Below are 23,008 nucleotides of genomic sequence, written 5' to 3'. Positions count from 1 at the left end.
AGCGGTGAAACTCGTTGTTTGTCTTCCAATTGCCGTGGCAGGCCGCAATGACGGCGTCCTCCCGTCAGCCTGACCACGCCCCTTCTGTCATGAGTACTGATTCGCAAACCGGCCCCTACGCCATCGTTGAGACCTCGGGTACCCAGGTCTGGGTTCAGCCCAACCGCTACTACGACCTCAACCGGATCCACGCCGATGTCGACAGCACCCTCACCCTCGAGAACGTGCTGCTGGTGAACGACGGCAAGGCCGCCAACGTGGGTCAGCCCTACGTCAAAGGGGCCACCGTTGAGCTGCAGGTGATGGCTCACCGCCGCGGCCAGAAGGTCATCGTCTACAAGATGCGCCCTAAGAAGAAGACCCGCCGTAAGAACGGTCACCGTCAGGAGCTCACCCGCGTGATGGTCAAGTCCATCAGCGTCGGCGGCAAAGCACTGGCCTGAACCTCCAGATCCTTCTCCTGAACTCCTGAGCTTCCTCCCCCATGGCCCACAAGAAAGGCACCGGCTCCACCCGTAACGGCCGCGACTCCAACGCCAAGCGTCTTGGCGTGAAGCGCTACGGCGGTGAATCCGTCAGCGCCGGTTCGATCCTGATCCGGCAGCGCGGCACCTCTGTACTGCCCGGCAACAACGTCGGCCGCGGTGCTGACGACACCCTCTTCGCCCTGGTCGACGGTGTTGTCAGCTTCGACACCATCAAACGCGGTCTGCGCACCCGCAAGCGCATCAACGTGGCCCTCGGCTGAAACCCAGCACCACAGTTGATTGAGCCGGCACCCAGGTGCCGGCTTTTTTGTGGCCGGGCCTCAGGCCAGGCGGTAGGCGCGGGTGGTGATCAGATAGGGATGGAACACCTCCAGGAAGCGGGCCTGGAGGGTGCGGAAGAAGCGCTCCACCAGGGCCGGATCATCGAAGTGGAAGGGATATTCGCCGTTGAATCCCTGGAAGAAATACCAATTCAATAGGGCGATCGCCTCCGGCCCCATCCGCTGAGCGAACTGCTCGAGCTGCGCCGAGGGATCGTTGAGGTGCTCAAGGACGTCCAGGCACACCACCGTGTCAAACCGCTCGGGCAGGGCGGCGTCGCCGAGGTCGCGGAAACAACGCAGCTTGTGGGCCAAGCCAAAGCGCTCCGCCCGCTCCGTCACGAAAGCGCGATTGGCGGGGTTGAGGTCGACGAACCAGACCGACTCGACCTCAGGCAGGGCCGCCGCCGCCAGGGCATGGGTGCCAATCCCGCCGCCGAAGTCGAGGACCTGCCCCTTGGCAAACATGGCCTGCAAGCGCAGGGTATCCGCGATGTAATCCGCACTGCTCAGGTGCCAAGCCGCGAGCTCCAGCAGATGGGCATGGCCCACCTCGTTCTCGTAGAAGCTCCCCGCCTGCTCGGGATCAAAGGCCCCAGGGTGGGCAGCGGCCAGGGCCTCAGTCGCCATCGGCAACTGCTGCTCCAGCTCCGCTGCCGTGAGCTGGAGATGGGAGGCCAGATGCTGGCGTAGATCAAATCCTCCGGAGAGAAAGTGATCGAGGGAGAGAGCGGCGGTGACGGTCATGGCAGATCACCGTAGAGGTCGCTGCTCAGGTCCCAACTCCGCCCCAGCCCCGGGAACCATCAACCAGCGGCGGAGCCAGGCCGTCAGCCAATAGAAGGGCAGGGTGTCCAGTAAGGCCGCCAGGGCCTTGAACAGGTAGCCACTGGCAATGAAGCTCAGCAGTTGAGGCGCCACCGGAAGATCCGCGCGCACCGGAAGGACGTGGGCGGCGTAGTGGCTGATCAGCACCACCGCCGTCGTATCCACCAACTGGCTGACCAGGGTCGAGCCGTTGTTGCGCAACCAAAGCGCCCGACCACCGGTGCGCCGCTTCCAGAAATGAAACAGGCGGACATCGGTGAACTGGGCCGCCATGTAGGCCGCCATTGACGCTCCGATCGCGCCAAAGGCCAAGCCCTGAACGGCAAAAAACGTCTCCTCCGGCGCCCCCGGCAGACCCGGCAACACACCGCCGAGCCAGAGCACCAGGACGATCCAACCGTTCAACAGCAAGCCCACCCAGACCAACTGATTGGCCCGCTGCTCGCCCCAGATCTCACTGATCAGGTCCGTGCAGAGGAAGGTCACCGGATAGGGGAGGGCTCCAACCGCCACCACCACCGGCCATGAGCCGATCTGGCCGAGCTGCAGGAAGCGCGTCAGGCCAAGGATGTTCAACATCCCCATCGTTCCAAGGAACAAACCCGAGAGGACGAGAAAGGCCAGCTCCCGCCGCTGTTGCAGCGCCTCATCCACGGGCATTGGGGGGCCTCAGCTGTGCCACACGGTGGCACCATTGCGGCGTGCTCGCCTCAATCCAGCGTTGACCTGCGGCTTTCTCGTACTGGACAAGCCCGTAGGGATGAGCTCCCACAGCTGTGTCTCAAGGATTCGCAGGGCCTACGGGCTCAAACGGGTGGGGCATGGAGGGACCCTGGATCCCGCAGTCACCGGTGTGCTGCCCATTGCCCTGGGGCCCGCCACCCGGTTGCTCCCCTATCTGGAGAGCGACAAGACCTATCGGGGGGTCATCCAACTGGGGGTCACAACCGACAGCGATGACCTGGAGGGCCAGGTCCTGGAGCAGCGCCCCCTTCCCAACCTCAGCCCAGAGGCCATCGGCGAGGCGCTCGCCCCATTTCGCGGGGCGATTCAACAGCGACCTCCGGCGGTCTCAGCGGTCCACGTCAATGGAGAGCGCGCCTACAAATTGGCCCGCGCCGGCCAGTGCCCTGAGCTGCCCCCCCGCCCGGTGACGATTCACCGCTTGGAGCTGCTGGGCTGGGATCCAACCCAAGGGCAGATCGACCTGGAGGTGCACTGCAGCTCTGGCACCTACATCCGCTCCCTGGCCCGAGACCTTGGCGAGGCCCTGGGCTGCGGTGGCAGCCTGGCGCGCCTGCGGCGAACCCAAGCCCTGGGCTTTGACCTGGCGCAAAGCGTCACCCTGGAGCAACTGGAGGGGGCACCTCCCGCGCTGCTCAACCCCCTGGAGGTCCTGCGCCACCTCCCCCAACACCGGCTGGACGAGGAGGGGCTCGCGGGCTGGCGCTGCGGGCGCCTGCAGGACTGTGACCCCAGTTGGGCACTCGAGGACGCCGTTGTGGTCGTGAATCCAGATGGCAACCTGGCGGGCATGGCCCGGGTCGCCTCCCCTGGGCAACTCCAACCCAAGCTCGTGCTCGACGCCGCGGGCTAGTTCACTCGGAAATCACGCATGGCCGGCCACAGCCGATGGGCCCAAATCAAACGCACCAAGGCCGTGGTGGATGCCAAGCGCGGAGCAGTCTTCACGCGGCTGGGACGGGAAATCATGGTGGCGGCCCGGGCCGGCGCAGACCCCGCGGGCAATTTCCAACTGCGCACCGCCATCGAGAAGGCCAAGGCGGCGCGGGTGCCCAACGCCAACATCGAGCGGGCCATCGCCAAGGGCTCCGGGCAGGGGGGAAGCGGAGCCGATCAATTTGAAGAGGTGCGCTACGAGGGCTATGGGCCCGGTGGCGTGGCGGTGCTGATCGAATCGCTCACGGACAACCGCAACCGCTCGGCCGCGGAGATTCGGCTGGCCTTCAACAAAAACGGCGGCAACCTCGGGGAGACCGGCTGCGTCGGGTACCTCTTCGAGCACCGCAGCGTCGTGCGCCTCAGCCAAGCCGGCCTGCAGGACGAGGTCCTGCTGGAGCAGCTGCTCAACCTTGAGGAGCCGGTGCTGAGCTACGAGATCGATGCCGACGGCGCAGACATCCTCGGCGCCTTTGAACAACTGGAATCGCTGCAGGACAGTCTCCGCAGTGCCGGCCTGCCCGTGAGCAGCTGGGAACACCGTTGGATTGCCCAAACCCCCTGCCAGCTGGAGGATCCCGAGACCCTCGCCGGCTGCCTGAAGCTGCTCGATGCCCTCGAAGAGCTGGACGACGTGCGGATGGTCACCTCCAACCTGGAGGCGGACGAAGCTCTGATGGACGCCGCCCTTAGCTGAGGGCAGAGGCCGCCTCCGGGTCCGCCACCACCTCCAACTGGGGATGGCGCTGCAACCAACTGGCGGGAACCTGCTCGCAGGGCGGCTCCTGCAGGGAGCGCCGCAGGATCTCGGCCTTGGCCGCGCCGGTCACCACCAACAGCAGGGAACGGGCCCCGAGGATCTCAGCCGTCCCCAGGGTGATGGCTTGATCGGGGACAGATGCCGGGTCTCCGCCGAAGTCCGCGGCGTTCTGCTCCCGGGTGGCCTGGCTCAAGGCCAAGGCCCGGCAGGGCAGCTCTGGGCCGCAGGGGGGCTCGTTGAAGCCCACATGACCGTTGCTGCCGAGGCCCAGCAGTTGCAGCCCAATGCCCCCAGCCCCCTGGAGCTCCTGGCGGTATCGCCGGGCCTCCTGCTGCGGATCAGCCGCCAGACCATTGGGAATCCGCAGGGCACCAGGGGGGAGCTGCAGCGGTGCCCCCAGCTGAGCTTGCATAAACGCGGCAAAGGAGCGCGGGTCCTGCGCACCCAGGCCGACGTATTCATCGAGGTTGAAGCTGCACCATCCCGCCAGGAGCCGCTGACGCTCCTCGGCGGGTAACTGGCGCCACTGCCGCACCAAGGCGCCGTAGACCGGCCGCATCGTCCGGCCCGTGGCCAGGCCCAGGTTGCCCCCGGAGCGCAGTGCCTCCAGCAGACGACTAGCCACCAACTCCGCCACGGCACCGCCATCGGCAGCCCGCGTCAGGGTCATCAGCTGAGTGCTCACAAACGGGGGGCCATCGCCTGCCATGCCTCCGTCTTTAAGCCTGGCTGAGGTCTGGCCCGTTGCGCCAGGGCCCCATAGGACTCCAGCTGCACGCCGCGGTAGTAGTGGCGAAGGATCGCCTCAAAACTCTCGCCCCGCTGGGCCAAAGCCAGGGCCCCCCACTGGCTCATGCCGATGCCGTGGCCATAGCCGCGGCCGACGGCCACCAGCTGAACAGCCGCCCCCGGCAGTGGACGGGCCTGGGGCAGGGAGAAGGCAGGCAGCGGCGGCGGTGGTGCCGGCCAACCCAGGGGGGCATGACTGGCCGTCAAGCCGAACGGCTCAACGCTGGAGGTCATGGTCGGGGCCAACTCAAAGCGAACCCAGGTACTACGCAGGCCCAGGCGGCTCCGGAGTTGGGCACCGCTCAGCAGCACCTGCTGGCCGCCGCGACCGACCGCACGCGCCTGCTTGACCCGGCCGGTGGGCGTTCTGGACAGGACCTCAATCGCCAGGACCTGATCGAGCTCGGGGAACGCCCGGCGCAACAGGGGCCCATCGAGGGGCTTGCTCCACTGGTGCACCGGCGAGGCATGGTCGAAGTCGGGGACACTGACCAGATAGGGCAGATGGCGGGTCCAGAGGTCCCCGCTGCTCTCGGTTGCTCCACCGCTGCTGCTGTGGAAGACCGCATCAATCAGGGCGTCGCCAAAGGTCAAGACCAGACCGCGGGTCTGGTTGACCGCCCCCCAGGTGCTGGCGGTTTCCGCCTCCACCCCCTTGTAGACCTGGCTGGCCACGGTGGCCTTGAGGTCGAAGGCCGCAGCGGGCTTGCGCGCCTTCAGGGCGTAGGTGCGGGCTGCCACCGCCTGGGCCTTCAGGGCCGCCTCGGGCCAACTGGCTGGCATCTCACTGCCGACCACGCTGGGGAGATAGGTCTCCACGGGCACGTGGTTGACCACCTGCAGCTGGCCCCCCTGACGCCGCAGCTGCAGGCGGCCGCGGTAGTGACGCGCTCCAAGCCAGAGGCCTGGATCACGATCAGGCCCCTGGGCTTCAGGCACCGCCTCGAACCACAGCTCCTTCTGCTGGCGCTGTGCCTCAAAACGCAGCTCAGCCCCGGACGGCTCCAGTCCCAGCTGCTGACCGCGCTCATCCAGGACCCGCAGGCCACCCGAGGGTGAAGCGGCCCTAAGGCGCAGGCTGGGGGCCTCCAGCACCAACACCCGCAACCAGGGCTCCGCCGCGCGCAATGGGGCCACGGCCATCGCCATGCAGATCCCCGCAACCAGGGCGGCGAGTTGGGGATGGGTGCGCCGCGGCATCGACCCCAAGGGGAAAGGCAGGCCATTGTGACCAGCCCGGGCGAGCCGTGCCAGCCCCGCCATGGCACGATCGATCCAGAGAGACCGGGGAGAACACCGGCCGTGCAGGTCACCTTCCTCGGCACCAGCTCGGGAGTCCCTACGCGAGCCCGCAATGTGTCAGCGGTGGCCCTGCGCCTGCCGCAGCGGGCGGAGATCTGGCTGTTTGATTGCGGCGAGGGCACCCAGCATCAGTTCCTGCGCAGTGAGCTGCGGGTCAGCCAGCTGCGTCGGGTGTTCATCACCCACATGCACGGCGACCACACCTTTGGCCTGCCGGGCCTGCTGGCCAGCCTCGGGCTGGCCGGGACCTGCAGCGGCATCGACCTCTACGGACCGGATCCCCTGCGGGACTACCTCGAGGGGGTGATGCGCACCTCCTCCATGCGCATTGGCTATCCCCTGCGCAGCCATCGGGTCAAAGAGGCAGCCCGCACTGGAGCGCTGCTGCTGGATGACGATGACATCACCGTGCGCTGCACCGCGCTGATCCACCGGGTGCCGGCCTTCGCCTACCGGGTGGAGCAGAAGCCCCGCCCTGGGCGCTTTGACGTGGAACAGGCCAAAGCCCTGGGAATCCCCCCTGGGCCGATCTACGCCGAGCTCAAGGCCGGCCGCAGCGTCACCCTGGAGGACGGCCGGATCATCAACGGGGAAGCCCTCTGCGGCCCCGACCGTCCGGGTTGCAGCGTCGTTTACTGCACCGACACCGTCTTCAGCGAAGCGGCCGTGGAGCTGGCCGCCGGCGCCGACTTGCTGATCCACGAGAGCACCTTCGCCCATGCCGAGGCCGAAATGGCCTTCGCCAAACAGCACTCCACCAGCACCATGGCCGCCCAAACCGCCCTGGCGGCAGGGGTCAAGCAGCTCGCCCTGACCCACCTCAGCCCGCGCTACGTGCCCGGCAATCCCGTCACCCCAGATGACCTCTTGGCGGAGGCCCAGGCGATCTTCCCCAACACGCTGCTGGCGAAGGATTTCCTGACCCTCGAGGTCGCCGCCCAGGAGCCCTAGGCCTGCAACAGTTCGTGAGTGCCTTGGCCGCGGTCAACCAGCGGGCCCGCCAGCCGTGATACAAGGACTCAGGCGCGTTTTAAACGCCACGTCGCCGGCTTTTTCGATGGCCTCTGTTTTCTCCTCTGCACTCCGGTCCTTGGCCCGGCTGATGCTTCTGCCCCTGGCTCTGCTGGTGGGTCTTGCCGGCCCTGCCCAGGCCGCCCAGTGGACTGCTGAGCAGCTCACCGTGCCCGCTGATGCCGCAGGCACAACCGTGACCTTCAGCGAGCAGGAAGTCAACGCAGGTCGTAAGACCTTCAACAACAGCTGCGGCGTCTGCCACGCCGGCGGCATCACCAAGACCAACCACAACGTTGGCCTCGACCCCGAGACCCTGGCCCTGGCCACCCCGGCCCGTGACAACGTTGAGGCCCTGGTCGACTACATGAAGGACCCGACCAGCTACGACGGCGAGTACAGCATTGCCGACGTGCACCCCAGCATTCGCAGCAGCGACGTCTTCGTGCAGATGCGGAACATGAACGACGAAGACCTGCGCCTGATGGCCGGCTTCATCCTGACCGCTCCCAAAGTGCTTGGTCCCCAGTGGGGCGGCGGCAAGATCTACTTCTGATCTCGCTTCAACCTCAACGACAGCAAAGCCCCGCCATCACGGCGGGGCTTTTTTTATGCCCCAGATCAGGCCGCCTCCGGCGGCGTGAGGTTGCTGGGATCGCAGGAGGTGGGCTGCTTGCTGTACCACCACTCCTGCAGGGGCGCACTGAGGCGCTGAGAGAAGAGCGTCAGCACGGTCTGGGTGGGCCTGGAACCCGGCTGCAACAGCTCCACCGCATAGGAGGGGCACCGGCGGGCCGCCAGGTCAGGGACGAAGCGCTTGCCCACACGACGCCAGCTGGGCTCCTTGCTGCGCCAGGAGAGCCGGCAGCAGGGCCAGGGCAGCTCCTCACGGTCAAACAGCCGGCAGCAGGGGCCAACCACCCGAAAGCTGTACTGCGCACCAGGACTGGTGTGCTCGCTACCTGGCGCATACACCTCTTGCACCTGAGGAAGGGTTGAACCCGAGGCTGAGGGAGTCACAACGGCAGGCGGGGACTAAAGACAAAAAAACCACCCCGGGGGGTGGTTCTGAAAGCACAAAGAGACGGGGCGTGAACGGGCACGCCCCGGGTCGAGCTCAGTACAGCTCTTCTTCGGCGTGGGTCTTGATGGTGCAGTCGCTGGTGGGGTAAGCCACGCAGGTCAGAACGAAACCAGCTTCGATCTGGTCGTCGTCGAGGAAGCTCTGGTCGGACTGGTCGACGGTGCCAGCGGTGATCTTGCCGGCGCAGGTGCTGCAAGCACCAGCACGGCAGGAGTAGGGGAGATCGATGCCCTGCTCTTCAGCGGCGTCGAGGATGTACTGGTCGTCGGGAACCTCGATGGTCTTGTTGAGGCCCTCTGCCTCGCTGATGAGGGTGACCTTGTAGGAAGCCATGAAAGGAATGGGGCTCACAGGCTCCTGGACAAAACACCCAGGCCCTGTAGGACGGACCCTTCCTACATCCGACAAGGGCAGTTCCTGGGGTTTCGAGGGGATCTCAAGGCGAAGCCCAATGGGAAGCATGGGCACACATCAGCGTGACTTATGCAACAAGCCACGGTTTCGGATTTTTGTCAGGAGCGCCTGATGGTCATCAGTCCCCACTGACTCTGCTGGGCGCTGAGCTCAGCGCTCCAGCCCTGCTCCGCCAGAACCTGCTGCAAGCGGGGGGCCTGACTGACCAGCAGTCCACTGAGCAGGCCCAGGCCCTCGGGGGCCAGAACGGTGTCAAAGGCTGGACAGAGGGCCTCGATCACCGGGGCCAGGATGTTGCAGAGCAGCAGGTCAGCAGGACGCCCCTCCAGCAGCTCCGCCAGGCGTTCAATTGAGCCCAGGTCCACCTGGAACTGCTCGGCAAACCCACTCACCACGGCGTTGTCTCGGGTGGCGCGCACCGCCAGGGAGTCCGTGTCGGCTGCAGCCACGCTGCCGGCGCCCTCGAGCAGGGAGGCAATGCCCAAGATCCCGCTGCCGCAGCCCAGGTCAGCCACACGAATGGGCCCCAAGCTTCCGCCGCGCTCATCCGCCAGCTGCTCGATCGCCTCGAGGCAGAGGCGCGTCGTGGGATGGCTGCCGGTGCCAAAGGCACTGCCGGGGTCCATCCGGATGACCTGGCGGTGGGCGTGCTCGGGGGGCAGCTCCAGCCAGGCGGGAAGGATCAACAGGCGCTGACCGACGGGATCGGGTTCCCAGTGCTGCTTCCAGCTCAGGCTCCAGTCCTCGTCGTCCTGCTCAAACCAGTGGATGGTCGGCAGGGTCAAGCCAAAGGTCTCAGCCAAGGGCTGGAGGGCCTGCTCCAGCTGCTGCCGTTCACTCTCCGGCCAATCGGACGCCGGCAGCCAGGCCACCAACTTCCGGTCCTGGGGCTGGTCGGGGCTGTGCCGCAGAGCCACCCTGGGAATCCCCAGGGCGTTGAGCTTCCAGGTCAGCGATTCCTCGAGTTCCGGAAGCGCGAGCAGCTCAAGCCGCCACCAAGCCAAGGCCATCGGTGTCAGAGGGTGACGGGGTGCGCCTGCTGAATACCCTCAATGGCATGGATCCCCGCCAGGAGATCGGCAGGCAGGGGGTCATCCAGGCTCAGGACCATCACGGCATCACCGCGCACGATCCGGCGGCCCACCTGCATCGAGGCGATGTTGACGTTGTGCTCGCCCAGGACCGAGCCGATGTGGCCAATGATTCCGGGCATGTCGCGGTGACGGGTGAAGAGCATGTGCTTGCTCGGGGTCACGCTCACCGGGAACTCATCGATCGTGGTCACCCGCAGCTCGCCATCGGCGAAGACCGCACCGGTGACGACATGGCTGCCGTTGGCGCCCTTGGCGGTGAGCTGCAGCGAACCACCGGCGAAGTCGCGGGCGGCATCATCTTTGACCTCGACCACGTGGATACCGCGCTCCTTGGCTTCCAGGCCGGCATTCACAAAGTTGATCGAATCCCCCAGGGCGGTGGAGAGCAGGCCCTTCTGGGAGGCAATCACCAGGGGCTGGGCGGGGTGGTTGGCGAATTCGCCCTGGAGACGCACCTCCAACTCACTGATCTGGCCGCCGGCCAGCTGGCTCACCAACTGACCCAGGATCTCGGCCAGCTGCAGATGGGGCTTCAGGCGCTCCATCACCTCGGCGTTCAAGCCGGGGATATTCACGGCACTGCGGGCGGGAAGACCGAGCAGGACATCGCGGATCTGCTCCGCCACATCCACCGCCACATTCTCCTGGGCCTCTTCGGTGGATGCCCCCAGGTGGGGGGTCAGGATCAGCCGCTCGCTCACCTTGCGAAGGGGGCTATCGGCGGCCAGGGGCTCCTTGGCGTAGACGTCCAGTGCTGCACCGGCGATGACGCCGTTCTCGACCGCCTCAGCTAGGGCCGCTTCATCGATGATTCCGCCCCGGGCGCAGTTCACGATGCGCGCGGTGGGCTTCATCGTCCGCAGCAGTTCCGCGTTCACCAGGTTTTCGGTGTCCGGGGTGCGGGGGAGGTGGAGGCTGACGTAATCGGCTTCAGCGAACAGGGCCGGCAGCTCCTGCAGACGCACCTGCATCTGCTGAGCCCGCTCCGCCGAGACGAAGGGGTCGTAGGCCATCACGTCCATCCCCATCGCCTTCGCGACCCGGGCAACGTGGGAGCCGATCTTGCCCAGGCCAACCACGCCCAGCTTTTTCTTATAGAGCTCGTTTCCGACGTACTTCTTGCGGTCCCAGCCACCGGCCATGGTGCTGCCGTGGGCGTGGGGCACGTGCCGGGAGAGCGAAAGCATCAGTGCCAGTGCATGCTCGGCGGCGGCAATGGTGTTGCCCTCGGGCGAGTTCACGACGATCACGCCGCGCTTAGTGGCCGCCGGGACATCGACGTTGTCGACCCCCACACCGGCCCGGCCAATGATCCGCAGCTTGGTGGCGGCCTCGATGATGTCCGCGGTCACCGTGGTGCCCGAACGAATCATCAAGGCGTCGTAGTCGCCAATGATCGACTTCAGCTCTTCAGGCGGCAGGCCCGTTCGCACATCCACCTGGGCCACCTGAGAGAGGATGTCGATCCCTGTTTGATCGATGGGATCGGATACCAGAACCTTCGTCATGACCCGGCGGGGTGGAGCGGCCGGAGGTGAAGTGTAGAGAGGGACCTTGAAGCCGCCACAACGGCCGGCCGCAGCATGGAGAATCGGCTGGTCTGAAGCGTGACTCCGTGGGCAGCAGCGTGGTGGTGGTGCTCTCGTCGCGAAAGCGACTGCACCAACTCAAGGAACAGTTGGCCTCCCTCAGCCCTGCCCCGGTGCGTCTCGTCGCCGTGGGGACTGGAGAAACCGCGATGGCCGAGGTGGATGAGCTGAACCCCTCGATCGCCCGCAAACGGCGCCAAAAAGGGATGGCCACCTGGCTGATGCCCTTTGGTTTCTTCGCCGGCGTGACCTTCACCTTCATGACGGACCTCGACACCTTTGCCTTTGCGGGCGAGGTGGGCTCCCATCTGATCGGCGGCCTGCTGGGTTTGGGCTCAGGCCTGATGGGGAGCTACGCCGCGGCGGCCAGCGTGAGCTCCGACAGCGACGACCGCATCCGCGCCCTGCGCAATCGCCTCGAGGAGGGCAACTGGCTGCTACTGCTCGAAACCGCCACCGGCGTCGAGGTGCCCTGGACCCGGCTCAAGGAGGCCAATCCCCAGAGCGTGGTGCGGCTCGGCGACAACTAGGAGCGCGCCGATGCTGCCCCGTGATCAACTGCTGCAGGGCTGTCGCAACCCCGAGGCCATGGGGGCGCTCATCGGCCTGGCGGAGCAGGCCCTGCGCACCTGGGAACCCGTTTGGAGTGACTTCCTCGCCGCTGACCTCCTCGAGGAGGCGCTAGTGCGACTCGGCAGCCTGACCGAGCTGACCCTCTCCAGCGACGGCGGCTGGCCCCAGGCCGAGCGCCGCAGGTTGCTGCTGCGCCGCGTGGAGATCAGCGACGGCGAACGGCCAGAACCACCCCTGCAGGGGCTCGTGATCACGGGAAACTTCCTCTTTGATCCAGCCGAACCCTTGGATGTGCGCCAAGGCCTGATCCAGGCCGGAGCCCAAGCGGGGGACCTCGGCGACATCTGGATGCGGGGTGACCGCGGGGCCCAACTGATCCTGCGGCAGGAAGTCGCAGAGGCCTGGGGGGGACGAACGGCGCAGGTGCGCAGCGTTGAGATCAGCACTGAGGCCGTGGCCGTCAGCGCCCTGCAACTCCCCGCCAGCCGCACCCCGAAGCAACTCAGCAGCGTCGAAGCCTCACTGCGCCTGGATGCCGTGGCCTCGGCGGGGCTTGGGGTGTCCCGCAGCAAAATGGCCGACTGGATCCGGGCGGGGGCCGTTCGGGTGAATTGGGCCGTCATCACTAGCCCCAGCCGAGAGCTCAAGCAGGGCGACCGGGTCCGCCTCGATGGCCGAGGGGAGCTGGAGATCCTCGAGATTCAGCCCACCAAACGGGAACGCTGGCGCCTGGTGATGAAAAGACGCTGATCCACCGACTGCTAGGTTCCTCAAGCCGAGAGGCTTCTGAGGGCGATTAGCTCAGAGGTAGAGCACTACCTTGACACGGTAGGAGTCACTGGTTCGATTCCAGTATCGCCCACTTTTCAACTCGATCCCGAGCATCAAGGCCATGCCAGTGACCGTGGTTCTCGGGCTGGGCCGATCGGGTCTTGGGGCCGCACGCTTACTGGCACGGCACGGAGCCAACGTTCTGGTGCTGGAAAGCGGCCAGGGGGCTGAGCATCAGCGCAAGGCCGAGAAGCTCCGCGGCGAAGGGATCGCGGTGGAGCTGGGCAAGCCCCTGGCACCAGAAAGTTTTGAGCCGCTCCTGGGGGACTGTGAACGGGTGATCGTCAGCCCGGGCATCCGTTGGGATCACCCGACCTTGATCTGGCTGCGGCAGCAAGGAATCCCCACCAACGGTGAGATCAGCACCGCCTGGGAAGCCAGCGGTTCGACCCCTTGGATTGGCATCACCGGGACCAACGGCAAGACCACGGTCACCCATCTGGTCGCTCACCTGCTCGAGCAGGGGGGCATCGACGCGCCGATGTGCGGCAATGTCGGCCACTCCGCCGCGGAGTTGGCCCTCGAACGCTTCTCTGAGGGGCAGACCCGGCCCAAGGCCCTGGTGGTGGAACTGAGCAGCTATCAAATCGAATCCGCCCCGGAGCTGGCTCCGGCCATCGGCCTCTGGACCACGCTGACTCCGGATCACCTGGAGCGGCACGGAACGCTCGAGAACTACAGAGCCATCAAACGGGGACTGCTGGAGCGCTCTGCGATCCAAGTGCTGAATGGGGATGACCCTGACCTCTGCGCGCACGCCGCCACCTGGCCGAACGCCCGCTGGATCACCGCGTCATCCCGGGAGACGGCCCTGGCCAAAGGAATCGACCCCTGGCTTTGGATCGAGGGGAATCAGGTCATGCAGCGCAGCGGCGCCCTACTCCCAGCCAACGCTCTGGCCATGCCGGGGGCCCATAACCGCCAGAACATGCTGATGGCCCTGTCCGTGGGATTGGAGCTGGGCCTCAGCGGCTCGGCGATGGAAGCGGCCCTGCGGGCCTTCCCCGGCGTCCCCCACCGACTCGAGCTGATCCGCAGCCTCGATGGGGTCGACTGGATCAACGACAGCAAAGCCACCAACTACGACGCCGCCGAAGTGGCCCTGCGGGCAGTCAAAGGTCCCCTTGTGGCCCTGGCCGGCGGGGAGGCCAAGCAGGGGGATGCCAGCGCCTGGATCGCGGCGCTTCAACGCAGCGCCAAGGCCGTAGTGCTCTTCGGTGCCGCCCAATCCCACTTTCAAGAGCTGCTGCTCTCCGGCGGGTACACCGGCGTGATCCAGTGCTGCGACGCCCTCCCTGAAGCGGTGGCTGCGGCACGACAGCTCAGCCAACGGGAACACTGCCGGGCTGTCCTGCTCTCTCCGGCCTGCGCCAGCTTCGATCAATACCGCGACTTTGAAGCGCGAGGCGAGCATTTCCGCTCCCTGACCGAGGGCCTCTAGGGGCCTGAACAACCGCCTTACACTCGCGGCCAACGGGACGAGCAGCCTTGGCCTACTGGCTGATGAAGAGTGAGCCGGATGTCTATGGCATCCAGCATCTCCAGCGCGAGGGCACAACGCTGTGGGATGGCATTCGCAACTATCAAGCGCGCAATTTCATGCGCTCCATGTCGATCGGCGATCGCGCTTTCTTCTATCACTCCAACGCCAAACCACCGGGCATTGTCGGGATGATGGAAGTGATCGAGACCGGGATCACTGACCCCTCTCAATTCGATTCAGCGAACAAATACTTCGACCCCAAATCCAAACCGGAAGCACCCCGCTGGGACTGTGTTCGCCTGAAGTACGTCGGCACCTTTGTCGCCATGCTGAGCCTTGACGCCCTGCGGGAACAGTTCAGCGTCGAGGAGCTGCCGGTGGTGCGCAACGGCAATCGTCTTTCGATCCTGCCGGTCCCTGATGCCAGCGCTGAGCGGCTCCTTGCCCTCCTCGGACCCCTTTGAAGCAAGCCCAGATCAAGCCGGGGCGAGCCTTGCTCGACAGCCTCAGCCAACTGAGGGCTTACCCGCGGATTGTTCTGGGATTTACCGCCAGCCTGTTTGGCCTGCACCTGTTGGGTTGGGTCTTGTTCGGCCTGGGGGAAGCCATCAGCAACGCTGGACTCTCCCTACTGATCCGGCTGATCGGGATTGCGCTCTATGCCATCAGCCTGATCTGGTTGATCGATGGCCTCACCCGAGCGGGATTGGATCTCAGTCGCGGCCTGGCCCCCAAGGCCGGCGCCCTCTACCGCTGGCATGGTGCCTGCAGCTGGCACCTCACCCGGGGGGTCCTGCGCCTCACCACCGCCCTCAGCCTGATCGTGTTGACGAGCTTCCTGAGCTGGTCCCTGCTGCTGCTGATTGCTGAGCCTCTGGCGCCCCTGCCCCTGGTGGTTGGCGTCGTCCTCGGGGGGGGACTCGCCCTCAGTCAGCTCTTCAACGCCTGCCTAGTGGTGGCGGAAGGCCTCGGAGCGACCCAAGCCTTCCGGGCAGGCTTTGCGCTGCTGGAGCAGCAAGGGCCGGGCCTGCTGGCTCTCTCGGCGGTGCTGCTTGCCATCACAGGCCTGCCCTTCATCCTGGGCCTCCTGAGTGAACTGCTCTGGGATGGCTCGGGCCTGCTGATCACCTGCGCGGTGGTGGTGCCATCCCTCTGCCTGATGGCCACGACCGTGACCAACAGCTATGTCCAATGGCGCCGGATCAGGCGAGGGGCTCGCTGAAGCGGGATTGCTGCGGGAAGAGGTTCGCCAGATAGCAGCGGGTGATCTCACGGGTCTGCACGCCGTTTTGGACCAGAAAGCCGGCCAGGGCCGCCTGGAAGAGGCGGTATTGATCCCAGTTGGGGTGGGCCTCAATAAAGCCCTGCATGGACTGAAGCAGGGGCTCGGGAACCTCAGCGCACATGCTCACCGTGCCAGTTGCTTCCATGCCGTTCCTGCGGTCGATGAGCACTAGTTCCCCACAACGCGAGGGAACGGTCAACACCGCCCTGATCGAGCCATTCCCAGGGGATCTCAGGGCTAGATCACAGCAGCCTGAGCGGGTTTGCACCCCGCAGCGGCGACAGAGCCAGCACCCCTGTCAGGCCACCAGGGCTTGTCAACAGGGCTTGCCGAATTGATGGCCGTTCTCCCCAGGTGACTGGGGCGACTGCCCGCTAGTGCCCTCAGGCTGTGGAAAACCAGTGCAAAACCCTGGGGAAGAGGCGCGCTCGGCTGGGAGAAAAACGGAGATCAGCAGTCCTGATCAGAGCGATGATCTCATCAGCAATCTCACCCCTGCCGCCATGGCCATCGCCCTGTTTGGAACCGGCCTGCTGGGGAGTGCGATCGCCCGGCGGCTCCTCGAGGGTGAGCAGGAGCTCTGGGTCTGGAACCGCTCGCCGGAGCGCTGCCAAGACTTGATCCAGGCGGGAGCCCGCAGCGCCGCCACGGCCCGGGAGGTGGCCGAGCAGGCGGACTGGCTGATCACCGTGCTGAGCGATGGACCCAGCACCTCGGCACTGCTTCTCGGGGACCTGGATCAGCAGCTCGACGGCCGCATCGTGATCCAAATCGCCACGATCGGCCCCGAGGAAAGCCAGGCCCTGGCCGATGGTGTGGCAGCGCGCGGAGGGCGCTACCTGGAAGCTCCGGTCCTGGGCAGCAAACCGGAAGCCCTCCTCGGCCGGCTGCAACTGATGGCGGGCGGCGAGCCTGCGGTCTTTGCCGCGGCCCAACCGATCCTGACCCAACTCAGCGAAGCCCCCAGGCGGCTTGGGGCCGTGGGCAGCGCCATGGCCTGCAAGCTGGCCCTCAACCAGCTCATCGCCAGCCTCACCCATGCCTTCAGCCTCTCGCTGCATCTGGTGCAGCACAGCGGGGTGGAGGTGGAGGCCTTCATGGAGATCCTGCGGGGAAGTGCCCTCTACGCCCCCACCTTCGACAAAAAACTGGAGCGGGAACTCGCGGGCGACTACGGCAACCCCAACTTCCCCACGGCCCACCTGCGCAAGGACCTCGCCCTCTTCCTCCAGGCCTCGCAGGCCGCAGGACTGAACGGCGACGGGCTCGAAGGACTCCTGCACCTGCTGCAAGGATCCACTGCAGCAGGCCTCGATGGGCTGGATTACTGCGCCCTACACGCCCTCACGGCTGGCCATGGAGCTGAGAGAGCGCCGCGGTAAAGCCAGCGGCTGCCTCCCGACTCCAGCTGCCCTCGATCGCCCGCTGCCCCGGCCCAGGGGTGAGCATCACCCTCAACGCCCAGCCCTGGCGGTCGCCATCGAGGGCCATCCACCAGCCCTCCCGTTCGAGCTCAAGCTCGATCGCTTCTTCGGCCATCAGTTGATCGATCAGCTGACGGTGCTGGTCGATGAGCGCGCCCAGGCCATCGCGGAGGCTGCAGGCTTCGGCCTCACTGAGCTCCACCGCCCAGCCATCACCTCCAATCAACACGGAAAAAGGGTGACGGCCGGCATCCCATGCCAAGCGCCACCCTTCTCCTTCGCGTTCAATCACGGTCACCCGGGAGCGAACCGCATCCGTTGAGGCTCAACCAGGAAGCAGATCGGGCTGGTCCTGCTCGTCGCTCAGCTCGATGATGGCGCGCTGCACGGGCTTCACCATCGAATCCTCCAGCAGACCGTCGAAGTCATCGAAACGACGCTGCTTGGCGCGGAAGGCGATGCGGACGGTGGTCAGGTAGCGGTTGCTGGACTGCCGAACGAGATTCTCAGCGCGCTGCGCGAGCTCTTTGGGGCTGACGTTGACGCCGAGATACATGCACTATTCGCCGATCGACTCATCGTAGGTCAGCAGACTGCTGGATAAGGGAACGCTGACGGGGAAGACCATCGGCTCCTCCCCAGCCACCACCAGACGAATCTCGCGAGCCAGCTGAAGCGCCTCCAGCGGCGGCCTCAGTAGATCGATCACGCCACAGACCATGGCGCGGTGAGCGAGATCCCTGCACTCAATCCGCAAGGAGCCCCAACCACGGGACAGTCGCGCGGCGAGGAGAGGATCCAGGCGACGCGCCTGCTCGGGGTCCTCCCGATAGAACGACCACAGGGCAACAGCAACCCGCTCCATGACCCAAGACAAGTCCCGCTTGTCTCACCATGAAGCCTGGTTTTGCGTCACCCTCTTAGACGGCAGTTTCCCTTCAGCTTTGGCCAATGGCCGGCACCCTTGCCATTGACCTCGGCAGCACCACCACGGTGGTAGCCCATCAAGGCGCCGGTGATCAGAGCGCCTGCCTGCTGCCGCTGCCGCCCTTCAGCAGCAGCGATCCGGTCGTCATCCCCAGCCTGATCTGGTTGGCGGATCGGGAGACCCGCCAACCGCTGATTGGACGGCAGGTCGTCGAAGGGGGACTCCTGGAGCAAGACGGGCCCCAGCTGCAGCGGGACTTCAAACGTCTGATCGGTCAACCCAGAAGCGAGACCAGTGCCAGCTGGCTGAGCCCAGAACAAAGCGGGCGCCTGCTGCTGGAGCAGATCTGGTCCCATCTACCGGAGGCCCTCGCACCGGATCGCCTGGTGCTGACCGCACCGATCGATGGCTACCGGGGCTACCGCCAGTGGCTACTGGAGGCCGTCGAGGCCATGGACGTCCCTGATGTGGCCCTGGTGGATGAGCCCACCGCTGCGGCCATCGGCGCAGGCCTCCCCCCCGGCAGCCGTGTGCTGGTGGTCGACGTGGGCGGGGGCACCACCGACCTGTCGCTGGTGGCGCTGCCGGGCGGCGAGGGCCGGGCAGCACCCATCGCCCAACTGCTGCGCTTTGGCGGCCGGACCCTCAAAAACAGCCAACAAACCCTGCGGACCGCCGAGGTCCTGGGGAAGGCCGGACTGGCCATCGGCGGCCGCGATCTCGACCGCTGGATTGCGGCCCATCTCTGCCCGTATTGGACCAGCCCGCCGCGGGGACTGCTCGAGGTCTGCGAAAGGCTCAAGTGCGAATTGAGCAAAGCGGAGGAGGCGCTGGCGCTCTGGACGCCCCAGGACGCCGGCGCCATCCCGCTGCGGCTACAGCGGGCGGAGCTCCAGCAACTGCTCGAAGAACGGGGGCTGCTGAGCCTGTTGGACGACTTGCTGGAGAGCGTCCTGGCTGCAGCGCGGGCCGCGGGCGTACAAGCCGAGGACATTGATGCGGTTCTGCCCGTGGGGGGAAGCGCCCAGATCCCCTTGATTCGCGACTGGATCCAGCAACGGCTCCCGGGCATCCCCCTGCGGGGGAGTCGCCCCGTGGAAGCCGTGGCCCTGGGCGCCTTGAGCCTGACCCCCGGGGTTCGCATCAAAGATGTGCTCAGCCAAGGGGTCTCTCTGCGTTGCTGGGATCAGCGCAGCGCTGAACATCGCTGGCATCCGCTGTTCATGGCGGGCCAGAGCTGGCCGATCGAGCAACCCCTGACCATCCGCCTGTCCTGCAGCCAGGCCGAGCAGAGCGCCTTGGAACTGGTGCTTGGCGAACCCCAAGCCGAGGAGCGCAGCGAAGTCGTCTTTGTCGATGGCCTGCCGGTCCTGCGCCGCAACAGCGCTGGATCTGCCCGGGTCCAGGCCTGGCCGCAGGCTCCTGTCCAGATTCCCCTGAGCCCCTGCGGCAGTCCCGGCGAGGACCGCATCGAGCTGCAGTTTTGGATCGATTCGGCCTGCCACCTGCAGGTTGAGCCTTTGGATCTGCAGACCCAAATCCGCCAAAGCACGATCGATTTGGGGGCGGTCCGCTAGGCCGGCTCGAACTCTGCCCCTGGCCGCGTGATCACTGGAAGGTCGCTGCATAGAACGGAGCTGGACTCCAGACCCACCACTTGGCCATCCGCCGACACCGGCTTCCGCGTTTTTGGCTGGTGCTCACCTTGGGCTTGGTGGCATCGGGGGTTGGCGCGGCCTACTGGTGGGAGAAACAACTTCCCACTCGGCTCGATCAAGCGGCCAAAGCCGGGCGACTGGATGACTGCCTGCTCTTTGGCGAACAGCTCTCAGCCCTGCGCTGGCTCGGGGGCCAAGCCCCCTTGGAACTCAGCCGCTGCCGCCGGCTGAAAGCCGAACAGCTCTGGCAGGCGCAACAACCCGCCCAGGCTCTGCAACTGCAGCGTCTGCTCGTCAACTCCGGCAACAGCACCCCGGAGGACCAACAGCGCCTGCTGACTTGGCAACAGCAACTGGAGACCGAAGCCCTGTCCCTCTACCGCCGCGGACAACTGGATCGGGCCTTGGCGGTGCTCAAGAGCCTGAATGCCGACCAAAACCCCCAAGGCACTGCCCTGGGCGATCAACTCCGTGAGGACTGGAGCCGAAACCGGTTTCAAAAGGAGCGCGCTGCCCGGCTGATCCCCCAAGAGCGCTGGTGGGAAGCCCTCGATGCCCTCAATCGCATCGAACATCCCTGGTGGAAACAACACACCCAAGCCCTACGCCAACAGGTCGAGGGGGGGATCGAGGGGCTGCGCAAGCGCGACCACGGCGAGCACGACTCCCATGGAGGCCTGGGCTCCAACGTCCCCGAGGCCCAGCTCAGCCGACTCGTCAGCCAGAAGCTCAGCCAAGGGCTGGATGACTGGCAAGCCTTCAGCCAAGCCTGCGCCGAACTGGGGGGACAGGTCATCGAGGATGGGCCCGAGACAGCCTGCAGGCGTTAATCACGCGTGACAGGATGGCCACCACTTCAGGGCGATCCTTCATGCAGGCGGGAGATCAAGTCACGGTCAGCCAGAGCGTTGTGGTCTTCCACCACCCGCAGCACCGCGGCCAGGCCTTCGATCTCAAGGGCCAGCAGGGGGAGGTCTTCCAGGTCCTGAACGACTACAAGGGCCGCACCATCAGCCCGACCATGCCGGTGATCGTGGCCTTCGGGAAGTTCCGCGCCCACTTCCGCGCCGATGAACTCGAGGCGGTGGCCTGACGGCCAGCCCTAGGGCTCACCTTTTAAGAGGAACACCCCCTCTTCGCCGTCGATCCCCTTGAGGCAGAGGGCGATCAGCTCCTGACGGTTCGTCGGGACCACGCGACCACAGAAGTCCGGCTGAATCGGCAGCTCCCGGTGGCCGCGGTCCACCATCGCCAGCAGCGAAACCCGCTTGGGACGACCCCAGGCCTGCAGCGCCTCAAGGGCAGCGCGCACGGTGCGCCCCGTGAAGATCACGTCATCCACCAGCACCACCTCCTTGCCATCGAGGCTCGACGGCAAGGAGGTCGGCGTCACCAGGCGTGTACCGACGCGGTCCAGGTCATCGCGGTGAAAGGTGGGATCGACACTGCCGCAATCCACCGGATGCCCCGAGAGCTGCTCCAGCAACTGAGCCAAAACCTCGGCCAAGGCAACCCCTCGGGTTGGAATACCCAGCAAGACCAGATCGCGGCTGTCATCGACGCTCTCCAGCACCTGGGAGGCCAAGCGGTTCAGGGTCCGTCCCAACTCAACCGCTGACAGGATTTCAACGCGATCAACGGCCATGGGTCTCAGAAGGGAGCGCGATGGGCGTGGGAACCCATGGTGTAGCCAAAAGCTGACGCAACCATGCTGAGGACTGGCTCAGCGCAAGGCAAGAGGTAGGTTGGATTCATCTGGTCGTGCAGGGAAAGGCGGGGTTTTATCGGGTGACAGCCATACCGTCCACCGAATCGAGCTCGCACAACGCGGGGACCGCAGCAGGTCCTTCGCAGTCCTCCCAGAACGGAGCGATTGCGCCTGTTGTGCTCTGCATCCTGGATGGATGGGGCTACCGCCACGACGACAGCCATAACGCCATCCGGGCGGCCCAAACCCCGGTGATGGATGCCCTTTGGCATGCCTATCCCCACACCCTGATCGAAGCCAGCGGCGCCGATGTCGGCCTCCCGGACGATCAGATGGGTAACTCGGAAGTCGGTCACCTGACCATCGGCGCCGGCCGCATCATTCGCCAGGAACTGGTGCGCATCAGCCAGGCCGTGCGCGACGGCAGCATCGCTGAGAACGCAGAACTCAACGCCCTGGCCGATCAACTCCGAGGCAGCGGCAAGACGCTGCACCTGATCGGCCTCTGCTCCGACGGTGGCGTCCATAGCCACATTGACCACCTGGGGGGCCTGCTGCAATGGGCCAAGGCCCGCGGGCTCAAGGAGGTCTGCATCCACGCCATCACCGATGGCCGTGACACTCCGCCGCAAAGCGCCGAGCCTTTCCTCAACACGATCGAAGCCCAGATCGAAAACGCAGGAATCGGCCGGATCAGCACCCTCTGCGGGCGTTACTGGGCGATGGATCGTGATAGCCGCTGGGAGCGCACCGAAAAGGCCTACCGCCTGCTCACCGAAGAGGGAACGATCAGCGAACTCTCGCCCCAGGAGGTCCTGAAGGCGTCCTACGGCGAGGAGATCTACGACGAATTTCTCGAACCCACCCGACTGGCTCCCGGCGCGATCGAATCCGGGGACGGTGTGGTGCTGTTCAACTTCCGCCCTGACCGCGTCCGCCAGCTGGTCAAAGCGCTTGTGGTGGAAGGTTTTGACGGCTTTGAGCGGACGTTCATCCCCGACCTGAACGTCGTTACCTTCACCCAATACGAAGCCGGCCTGCCGGTGAGCGTGGCCTTCCCCCCTGAGTCCCTCGATGGCCTCCTGGGCCAGGTGGTCTCCGAAGCCGGTCTGCGGCAGTTCCGCACGGCAGAAACCGAGAAGTACCCCCACGTCACCTACTTCATGAATGGGGGCATCGAGCAGCCCTACCCCGGCGAGGACCGTCACCTGGTCCCCTCCCCTCGCGTCGCCACCTACGACCAGGCTCCAGCGATGTCCGCCGAGCAGCTGACCGACAACTGCATCTCCGCGGTCAACAAGGGGATCTATTCCCTGGTGGTGATCAACTACGCCAACCCCGACATGGTGGGGCACACCGGGGCGATGGAAGCCACCGTTGAAGCCATCGGCGCAGTCGACCGGAGCGTGGGCCGCCTGCTCGAGGCCACCAACCGCATGGGCGGCACCCTGATCGTCACCGCCGACCACGGCAACGCCGAATTGATGGAAGGCCCCGATGGCCTGCCCTGGACCGCCCACACCACCAACCCCGTCCCCTTGATCCTGGTGGAGGGCGAAAAGCGCAAGATCCCCGGCCACGGCACCGCCGTCGAACTGCGCAGTGGTGGTGGTCTGGCGGATGTGGCCCCGACCCTGCTGGAGATCCTGGGCCTGGAGCAGCCGAGCCGCATGACTGGCGCCTCCCTGATCACGCCCCTGGGCAGCCCAAGCCAACCCAGCCGCATCCCCCAGACCCTCGGCGTCTAGTCACTGCCTAG

At 65.9% G+C, this 23,008-nt stretch carries 29 protein-coding genes and 1 tRNA gene; 17 read left to right on the top strand and 13 right to left on the bottom strand.

Going from position 1 to position 23,008, the window contains the following annotated elements; translation table 11 throughout:
- Nucleotides 1-89: 89 nt before the first annotated feature.
- Nucleotides 90-443 (top strand): 50S ribosomal protein L21, encoded by a 354-nt coding sequence (gene rplU, locus ACXIQ9_RS10220; protein ID WP_459016595.1) that lies wholly within the window; start codon nt 90-92, stop codon nt 441-443.
- A 41-nt stretch (nt 444-484) separates the two neighbouring features.
- Nucleotides 485-748, top strand: coding sequence for a 50S ribosomal protein L27 (rpmA, locus tag ACXIQ9_RS10215; protein ID WP_010315415.1), 264 nt, complete (start codon nt 485-487; stop codon nt 746-748).
- 60 nt (nt 749-808) lie between these two features.
- On the opposite strand, the gene ACXIQ9_RS10210 is transcribed toward rpmA, so the two are convergent.
- Together ACXIQ9_RS10210 and ACXIQ9_RS10205 are read right to left on the bottom strand one after the other, a co-directional pair.
- The gene (locus ACXIQ9_RS10210) at nt 809-1,555 is read right to left on the bottom strand and encodes a class I SAM-dependent methyltransferase (protein ID WP_010315414.1); all 747 of its coding nucleotides are present in this window, start codon (nt 1,553-1,555) and stop codon (nt 809-811) included.
- A gap of 6 nt (nt 1,556-1,561) precedes the next feature.
- A complete protein-coding gene (locus ACXIQ9_RS10205; protein ID WP_247477175.1) occupies nt 1,562-2,296 on the bottom strand; it encodes a queuosine precursor transporter in 735 nt (244 codons plus the stop codon).
- A gap of 61 nt (nt 2,297-2,357) precedes the next feature.
- Here ACXIQ9_RS10205 and truB point away from each other — a divergent pair, with 61 nt between their 5' ends.
- Both truB and ACXIQ9_RS10195 read left to right on the top strand, forming a co-directional pair.
- Nucleotides 2,358-3,233 carry a tRNA pseudouridine(55) synthase TruB gene (gene truB / locus ACXIQ9_RS10200; protein ID WP_459016594.1) on the top strand — a complete coding sequence of 292 codons (876 nt, stop codon included), beginning with the start codon at nt 2,358-2,360 and terminating at the stop codon, nt 3,231-3,233.
- An 18-nt stretch (nt 3,234-3,251) separates the two neighbouring features.
- Nucleotides 3,252-4,013, top strand: coding sequence for a YebC/PmpR family DNA-binding transcriptional regulator (locus ACXIQ9_RS10195; RefSeq protein WP_459016593.1), 762 nt, complete (start codon nt 3,252-3,254; stop codon nt 4,011-4,013).
- On the opposite strand, the gene ACXIQ9_RS10190 is transcribed toward ACXIQ9_RS10195, so the two are convergent.
- Together ACXIQ9_RS10190 and ACXIQ9_RS10185 are read right to left on the bottom strand one after the other, a co-directional pair.
- Nucleotides 4,006-4,746 carry a glucosamine-6-phosphate deaminase gene (locus ACXIQ9_RS10190; RefSeq protein WP_459016592.1) on the bottom strand — a complete coding sequence of 247 codons (741 nt, stop codon included), beginning with the start codon at nt 4,744-4,746 and terminating at the stop codon, nt 4,006-4,008. The two genes, ACXIQ9_RS10195 and ACXIQ9_RS10190, sit on opposite strands and share 8 nt — an antisense overlap.
- 11 nt (nt 4,747-4,757) lie before the next feature.
- A complete protein-coding gene (locus ACXIQ9_RS10185) occupies nt 4,758-6,065 on the bottom strand; it encodes a SpoIID/LytB domain-containing protein (protein ID WP_459016591.1) in 1,308 nt (435 codons plus the stop codon).
- Between the two features lie 102 nt (nt 6,066-6,167).
- On the opposite strand from ACXIQ9_RS10185, the gene rnz reads away from it, so the two are divergent.
- Nucleotides 6,168-7,118, top strand: a complete 951-nt coding sequence (gene rnz / locus ACXIQ9_RS10180) for a ribonuclease Z (protein ID WP_247479876.1) — start codon at nt 6,168-6,170, stop codon at nt 7,116-7,118.
- A gap of 106 nt (nt 7,119-7,224) precedes the next feature.
- On the top strand, nt 7,225-7,734 hold the full coding sequence (psbV, locus tag ACXIQ9_RS10175; protein ID WP_010315401.1) for a photosystem II cytochrome c-550: 510 nt from the start codon (nt 7,225-7,227) through the stop codon (nt 7,732-7,734).
- 65 nt (nt 7,735-7,799) lie between these two features.
- Here psbV and ACXIQ9_RS10170 read toward each other — a convergent pair whose 3' ends face one another.
- The 4 genes from ACXIQ9_RS10170 to serA all read right to left on the bottom strand — a co-directional run bounded on the left by ACXIQ9_RS10170 (nt 7,800) and on the right by serA (nt 11,278).
- The gene (locus ACXIQ9_RS10170) at nt 7,800-8,162 is read right to left on the bottom strand and encodes a hypothetical protein (protein WP_010315399.1); all 363 of its coding nucleotides are present in this window, start codon (nt 8,160-8,162) and stop codon (nt 7,800-7,802) included.
- 133 nt (nt 8,163-8,295) lie between these two features.
- Complete coding sequence (locus ACXIQ9_RS10165) at nt 8,296-8,595, bottom strand: ferredoxin (protein WP_010310832.1); 300 nt, start codon at nt 8,593-8,595, stop codon at nt 8,296-8,298.
- 179 nt (nt 8,596-8,774) lie between these two features.
- Nucleotides 8,775-9,686: a 50S ribosomal protein L11 methyltransferase gene (gene prmA / locus ACXIQ9_RS10160; protein ID WP_424174436.1), complete on the bottom strand. Its 912-nt coding sequence runs from the start codon at nt 9,684-9,686 to the stop codon at nt 8,775-8,777.
- 5 nt (nt 9,687-9,691) lie between these two features.
- The gene (gene serA, locus ACXIQ9_RS10155; RefSeq protein ID WP_296417946.1) at nt 9,692-11,278 is read right to left on the bottom strand and encodes a phosphoglycerate dehydrogenase; all 1,587 of its coding nucleotides are present in this window, start codon (nt 11,276-11,278) and stop codon (nt 9,692-9,694) included.
- Between the two features lie 107 nt (nt 11,279-11,385).
- Here serA and ACXIQ9_RS10150 point away from each other — a divergent pair, with 107 nt between their 5' ends.
- The 6 genes from ACXIQ9_RS10150 to ACXIQ9_RS10125 all read left to right on the top strand — a co-directional run bounded on the left by ACXIQ9_RS10150 (nt 11,386) and on the right by ACXIQ9_RS10125 (nt 15,468).
- A complete protein-coding gene (locus ACXIQ9_RS10150) occupies nt 11,386-11,889 on the top strand; it encodes a hypothetical protein (RefSeq protein WP_010315393.1) in 504 nt (167 codons plus the stop codon).
- 10 nt (nt 11,890-11,899) lie between these two features.
- Nucleotides 11,900-12,682 (top strand): photosystem II S4 domain protein, encoded by a 783-nt coding sequence (locus ACXIQ9_RS10145; protein WP_459016590.1) that lies wholly within the window; start codon nt 11,900-11,902, stop codon nt 12,680-12,682.
- Nucleotides 12,683-12,722: 40 nt separating this feature from the next.
- A tRNA-Val gene (locus ACXIQ9_RS10140) sits at nt 12,723-12,794 on the top strand.
- Between the two features lie 30 nt (nt 12,795-12,824).
- Nucleotides 12,825-14,204: a UDP-N-acetylmuramoyl-L-alanine--D-glutamate ligase gene (gene murD, locus ACXIQ9_RS10135; protein ID WP_459016589.1), complete on the top strand. Its 1,380-nt coding sequence runs from the start codon at nt 12,825-12,827 to the stop codon at nt 14,202-14,204.
- 47 nt (nt 14,205-14,251) lie between these two features.
- Nucleotides 14,252-14,710 (top strand): EVE domain-containing protein, encoded by a 459-nt coding sequence (locus tag ACXIQ9_RS10130; protein WP_459016588.1) that lies wholly within the window; start codon nt 14,252-14,254, stop codon nt 14,708-14,710.
- Complete coding sequence (locus ACXIQ9_RS10125; RefSeq protein WP_459016587.1) at nt 14,707-15,468, top strand: hypothetical protein; 762 nt, start codon at nt 14,707-14,709, stop codon at nt 15,466-15,468. The genes ACXIQ9_RS10130 and ACXIQ9_RS10125 overlap by 4 nt, the downstream gene beginning before the upstream one ends.
- Here ACXIQ9_RS10125 and ACXIQ9_RS10120 read toward each other — a convergent pair.
- Entirely contained in the window at nt 15,449-15,676 is a 228-nt protein-coding gene (locus tag ACXIQ9_RS10120; RefSeq protein ID WP_010315385.1) for a DUF2811 domain-containing protein, read from the bottom strand. The two genes, ACXIQ9_RS10125 and ACXIQ9_RS10120, sit on opposite strands and share 20 nt — an antisense overlap.
- Before the next feature lie 358 nt (nt 15,677-16,034).
- On the opposite strand from ACXIQ9_RS10120, the gene ACXIQ9_RS10115 reads away from it, so the two are divergent.
- Nucleotides 16,035-16,913 carry an NAD(P)-dependent oxidoreductase gene (locus tag ACXIQ9_RS10115; protein WP_459016586.1) on the top strand — a complete coding sequence of 293 codons (879 nt, stop codon included), beginning with the start codon at nt 16,035-16,037 and terminating at the stop codon, nt 16,911-16,913.
- Here the strand turns inward: ACXIQ9_RS10115 and ACXIQ9_RS10110 are convergent.
- From ACXIQ9_RS10110 to ACXIQ9_RS10100, 3 genes are read right to left on the bottom strand one after another with little or no spacing between them, the layout of a single operon-like run.
- On the bottom strand, nt 16,876-17,253 hold the full coding sequence (locus ACXIQ9_RS10110) for a DUF1818 family protein (protein WP_296415725.1): 378 nt from the start codon (nt 17,251-17,253) through the stop codon (nt 16,876-16,878). The two genes, ACXIQ9_RS10115 and ACXIQ9_RS10110, sit on opposite strands and share 38 nt — an antisense overlap.
- A gap of 27 nt (nt 17,254-17,280) precedes the next feature.
- Entirely contained in the window at nt 17,281-17,511 is a 231-nt protein-coding gene (locus ACXIQ9_RS10105; RefSeq protein WP_010315379.1) for a DNA-directed RNA polymerase subunit omega, read from the bottom strand.
- Nucleotides 17,512-17,514: 3 nt separating this feature from the next.
- Complete coding sequence (locus tag ACXIQ9_RS10100) at nt 17,515-17,820, bottom strand: hypothetical protein (RefSeq protein ID WP_010315376.1); 306 nt, start codon at nt 17,818-17,820, stop codon at nt 17,515-17,517.
- A gap of 86 nt (nt 17,821-17,906) precedes the next feature.
- On the opposite strand from ACXIQ9_RS10100, the gene ACXIQ9_RS10095 reads away from it, so the two are divergent.
- The 3 genes from ACXIQ9_RS10095 (at nt 17,907) to ACXIQ9_RS10085 (ending at nt 20,634) form a co-directional block, all read left to right on the top strand.
- Nucleotides 17,907-19,460: an Hsp70 family protein gene (locus tag ACXIQ9_RS10095; RefSeq protein WP_459016585.1), complete on the top strand. Its 1,554-nt coding sequence runs from the start codon at nt 17,907-17,909 to the stop codon at nt 19,458-19,460.
- A gap of 80 nt (nt 19,461-19,540) precedes the next feature.
- Complete coding sequence (locus ACXIQ9_RS10090) at nt 19,541-20,371, top strand: hypothetical protein (protein WP_459016584.1); 831 nt, start codon at nt 19,541-19,543, stop codon at nt 20,369-20,371.
- Between the two features lie 41 nt (nt 20,372-20,412).
- Nucleotides 20,413-20,634 (top strand): ferredoxin-thioredoxin reductase variable chain, encoded by a 222-nt coding sequence (locus ACXIQ9_RS10085; protein ID WP_010315371.1) that lies wholly within the window; start codon nt 20,413-20,415, stop codon nt 20,632-20,634.
- A gap of 9 nt (nt 20,635-20,643) precedes the next feature.
- Here the strand turns inward: ACXIQ9_RS10085 and pyrR are convergent, their stop codons facing one another.
- Nucleotides 20,644-21,186 (bottom strand): bifunctional pyr operon transcriptional regulator/uracil phosphoribosyltransferase PyrR, encoded by a 543-nt coding sequence (pyrR, locus tag ACXIQ9_RS10080; protein ID WP_010315369.1) that lies wholly within the window; start codon nt 21,184-21,186, stop codon nt 20,644-20,646.
- Between the two features lie 239 nt (nt 21,187-21,425).
- On the opposite strand from pyrR, the gene gpmI reads away from it, so the two are divergent.
- Nucleotides 21,426-22,997 carry a 2,3-bisphosphoglycerate-independent phosphoglycerate mutase gene (gene gpmI, locus ACXIQ9_RS10075; protein ID WP_459016583.1) on the top strand — a complete coding sequence of 524 codons (1,572 nt, stop codon included), beginning with the start codon at nt 21,426-21,428 and terminating at the stop codon, nt 22,995-22,997.
- Nucleotides 22,998-23,008 lie beyond the last annotated feature (11 nt).

It is taken from the genome of Synechococcus sp. LTW-G (genome assembly GCF_054459035.1).
The sequence above is the reverse complement of the archived record's forward strand: the minus strand, read 5'-3'. Positions and strand labels throughout refer to the sequence as shown.

Coding starts and splice junctions, on each gene's coding strand:
- prmA (WP_424174436.1), bottom strand. CDS start 9,686: ATGGCCTTGGCTTGGTGGCGGCTTGAGCTGCTCGCGCTTCCGGAACTC.
- rplU (WP_459016595.1), top strand. CDS start 90: ATGAGTACTGATTCGCAAACCGGCCCCTACGCCATCGTTGAGACCTCG.
- ACXIQ9_RS10115 (WP_459016586.1), top strand. CDS start 16,035: ATGGCCATCGCCCTGTTTGGAACCGGCCTGCTGGGGAGTGCGATCGCC.
- ACXIQ9_RS10190 (WP_459016592.1), bottom strand. CDS start 4,746: ATGACCCTGACGCGGGCTGCCGATGGCGGTGCCGTGGCGGAGTTGGTG.
- ACXIQ9_RS10145 (WP_459016590.1), top strand. CDS start 11,900: ATGCTGCCCCGTGATCAACTGCTGCAGGGCTGTCGCAACCCCGAGGCC.
- ACXIQ9_RS10210 (WP_010315414.1), bottom strand. CDS start 1,555: ATGACCGTCACCGCCGCTCTCTCCCTCGATCACTTTCTCTCCGGAGGA.
- ACXIQ9_RS10105 (WP_010315379.1), bottom strand. CDS start 17,511: ATGTATCTCGGCGTCAACGTCAGCCCCAAAGAGCTCGCGCAGCGCGCT.
- ACXIQ9_RS10195 (WP_459016593.1), top strand. CDS start 3,252: ATGGCCGGCCACAGCCGATGGGCCCAAATCAAACGCACCAAGGCCGTG.
- pyrR (WP_010315369.1), bottom strand. CDS start 21,186: ATGGCCGTTGATCGCGTTGAAATCCTGTCAGCGGTTGAGTTGGGACGG.
- ACXIQ9_RS10185 (WP_459016591.1), bottom strand. CDS start 6,065: ATGCCGCGGCGCACCCATCCCCAACTCGCCGCCCTGGTTGCGGGGATC.
- ACXIQ9_RS10205 (WP_247477175.1), bottom strand. CDS start 2,296: ATGCCCGTGGATGAGGCGCTGCAACAGCGGCGGGAGCTGGCCTTTCTC.
- ACXIQ9_RS10095 (WP_459016585.1), top strand. CDS start 17,907: ATGGCCGGCACCCTTGCCATTGACCTCGGCAGCACCACCACGGTGGTA.
- ACXIQ9_RS10165 (WP_010310832.1), bottom strand. CDS start 8,595: ATGGCTTCCTACAAGGTCACCCTCATCAGCGAGGCAGAGGGCCTCAAC.
- ACXIQ9_RS10120 (WP_010315385.1), bottom strand. CDS start 15,676: ATGGAAGCAACTGGCACGGTGAGCATGTGCGCTGAGGTTCCCGAGCCC.
- psbV (WP_010315401.1), top strand. CDS start 7,225: ATGGCCTCTGTTTTCTCCTCTGCACTCCGGTCCTTGGCCCGGCTGATG.
- serA (WP_296417946.1), bottom strand. CDS start 11,278: ATGACGAAGGTTCTGGTATCCGATCCCATCGATCAAACAGGGATCGAC.
- murD (WP_459016589.1), top strand. CDS start 12,825: ATGCCAGTGACCGTGGTTCTCGGGCTGGGCCGATCGGGTCTTGGGGCC.
- ACXIQ9_RS10085 (WP_010315371.1), top strand. CDS start 20,413: ATGCAGGCGGGAGATCAAGTCACGGTCAGCCAGAGCGTTGTGGTCTTC.
- ACXIQ9_RS10100 (WP_010315376.1), bottom strand. CDS start 17,820: ATGGAGCGGGTTGCTGTTGCCCTGTGGTCGTTCTATCGGGAGGACCCC.
- rpmA (WP_010315415.1), top strand. CDS start 485: ATGGCCCACAAGAAAGGCACCGGCTCCACCCGTAACGGCCGCGACTCC.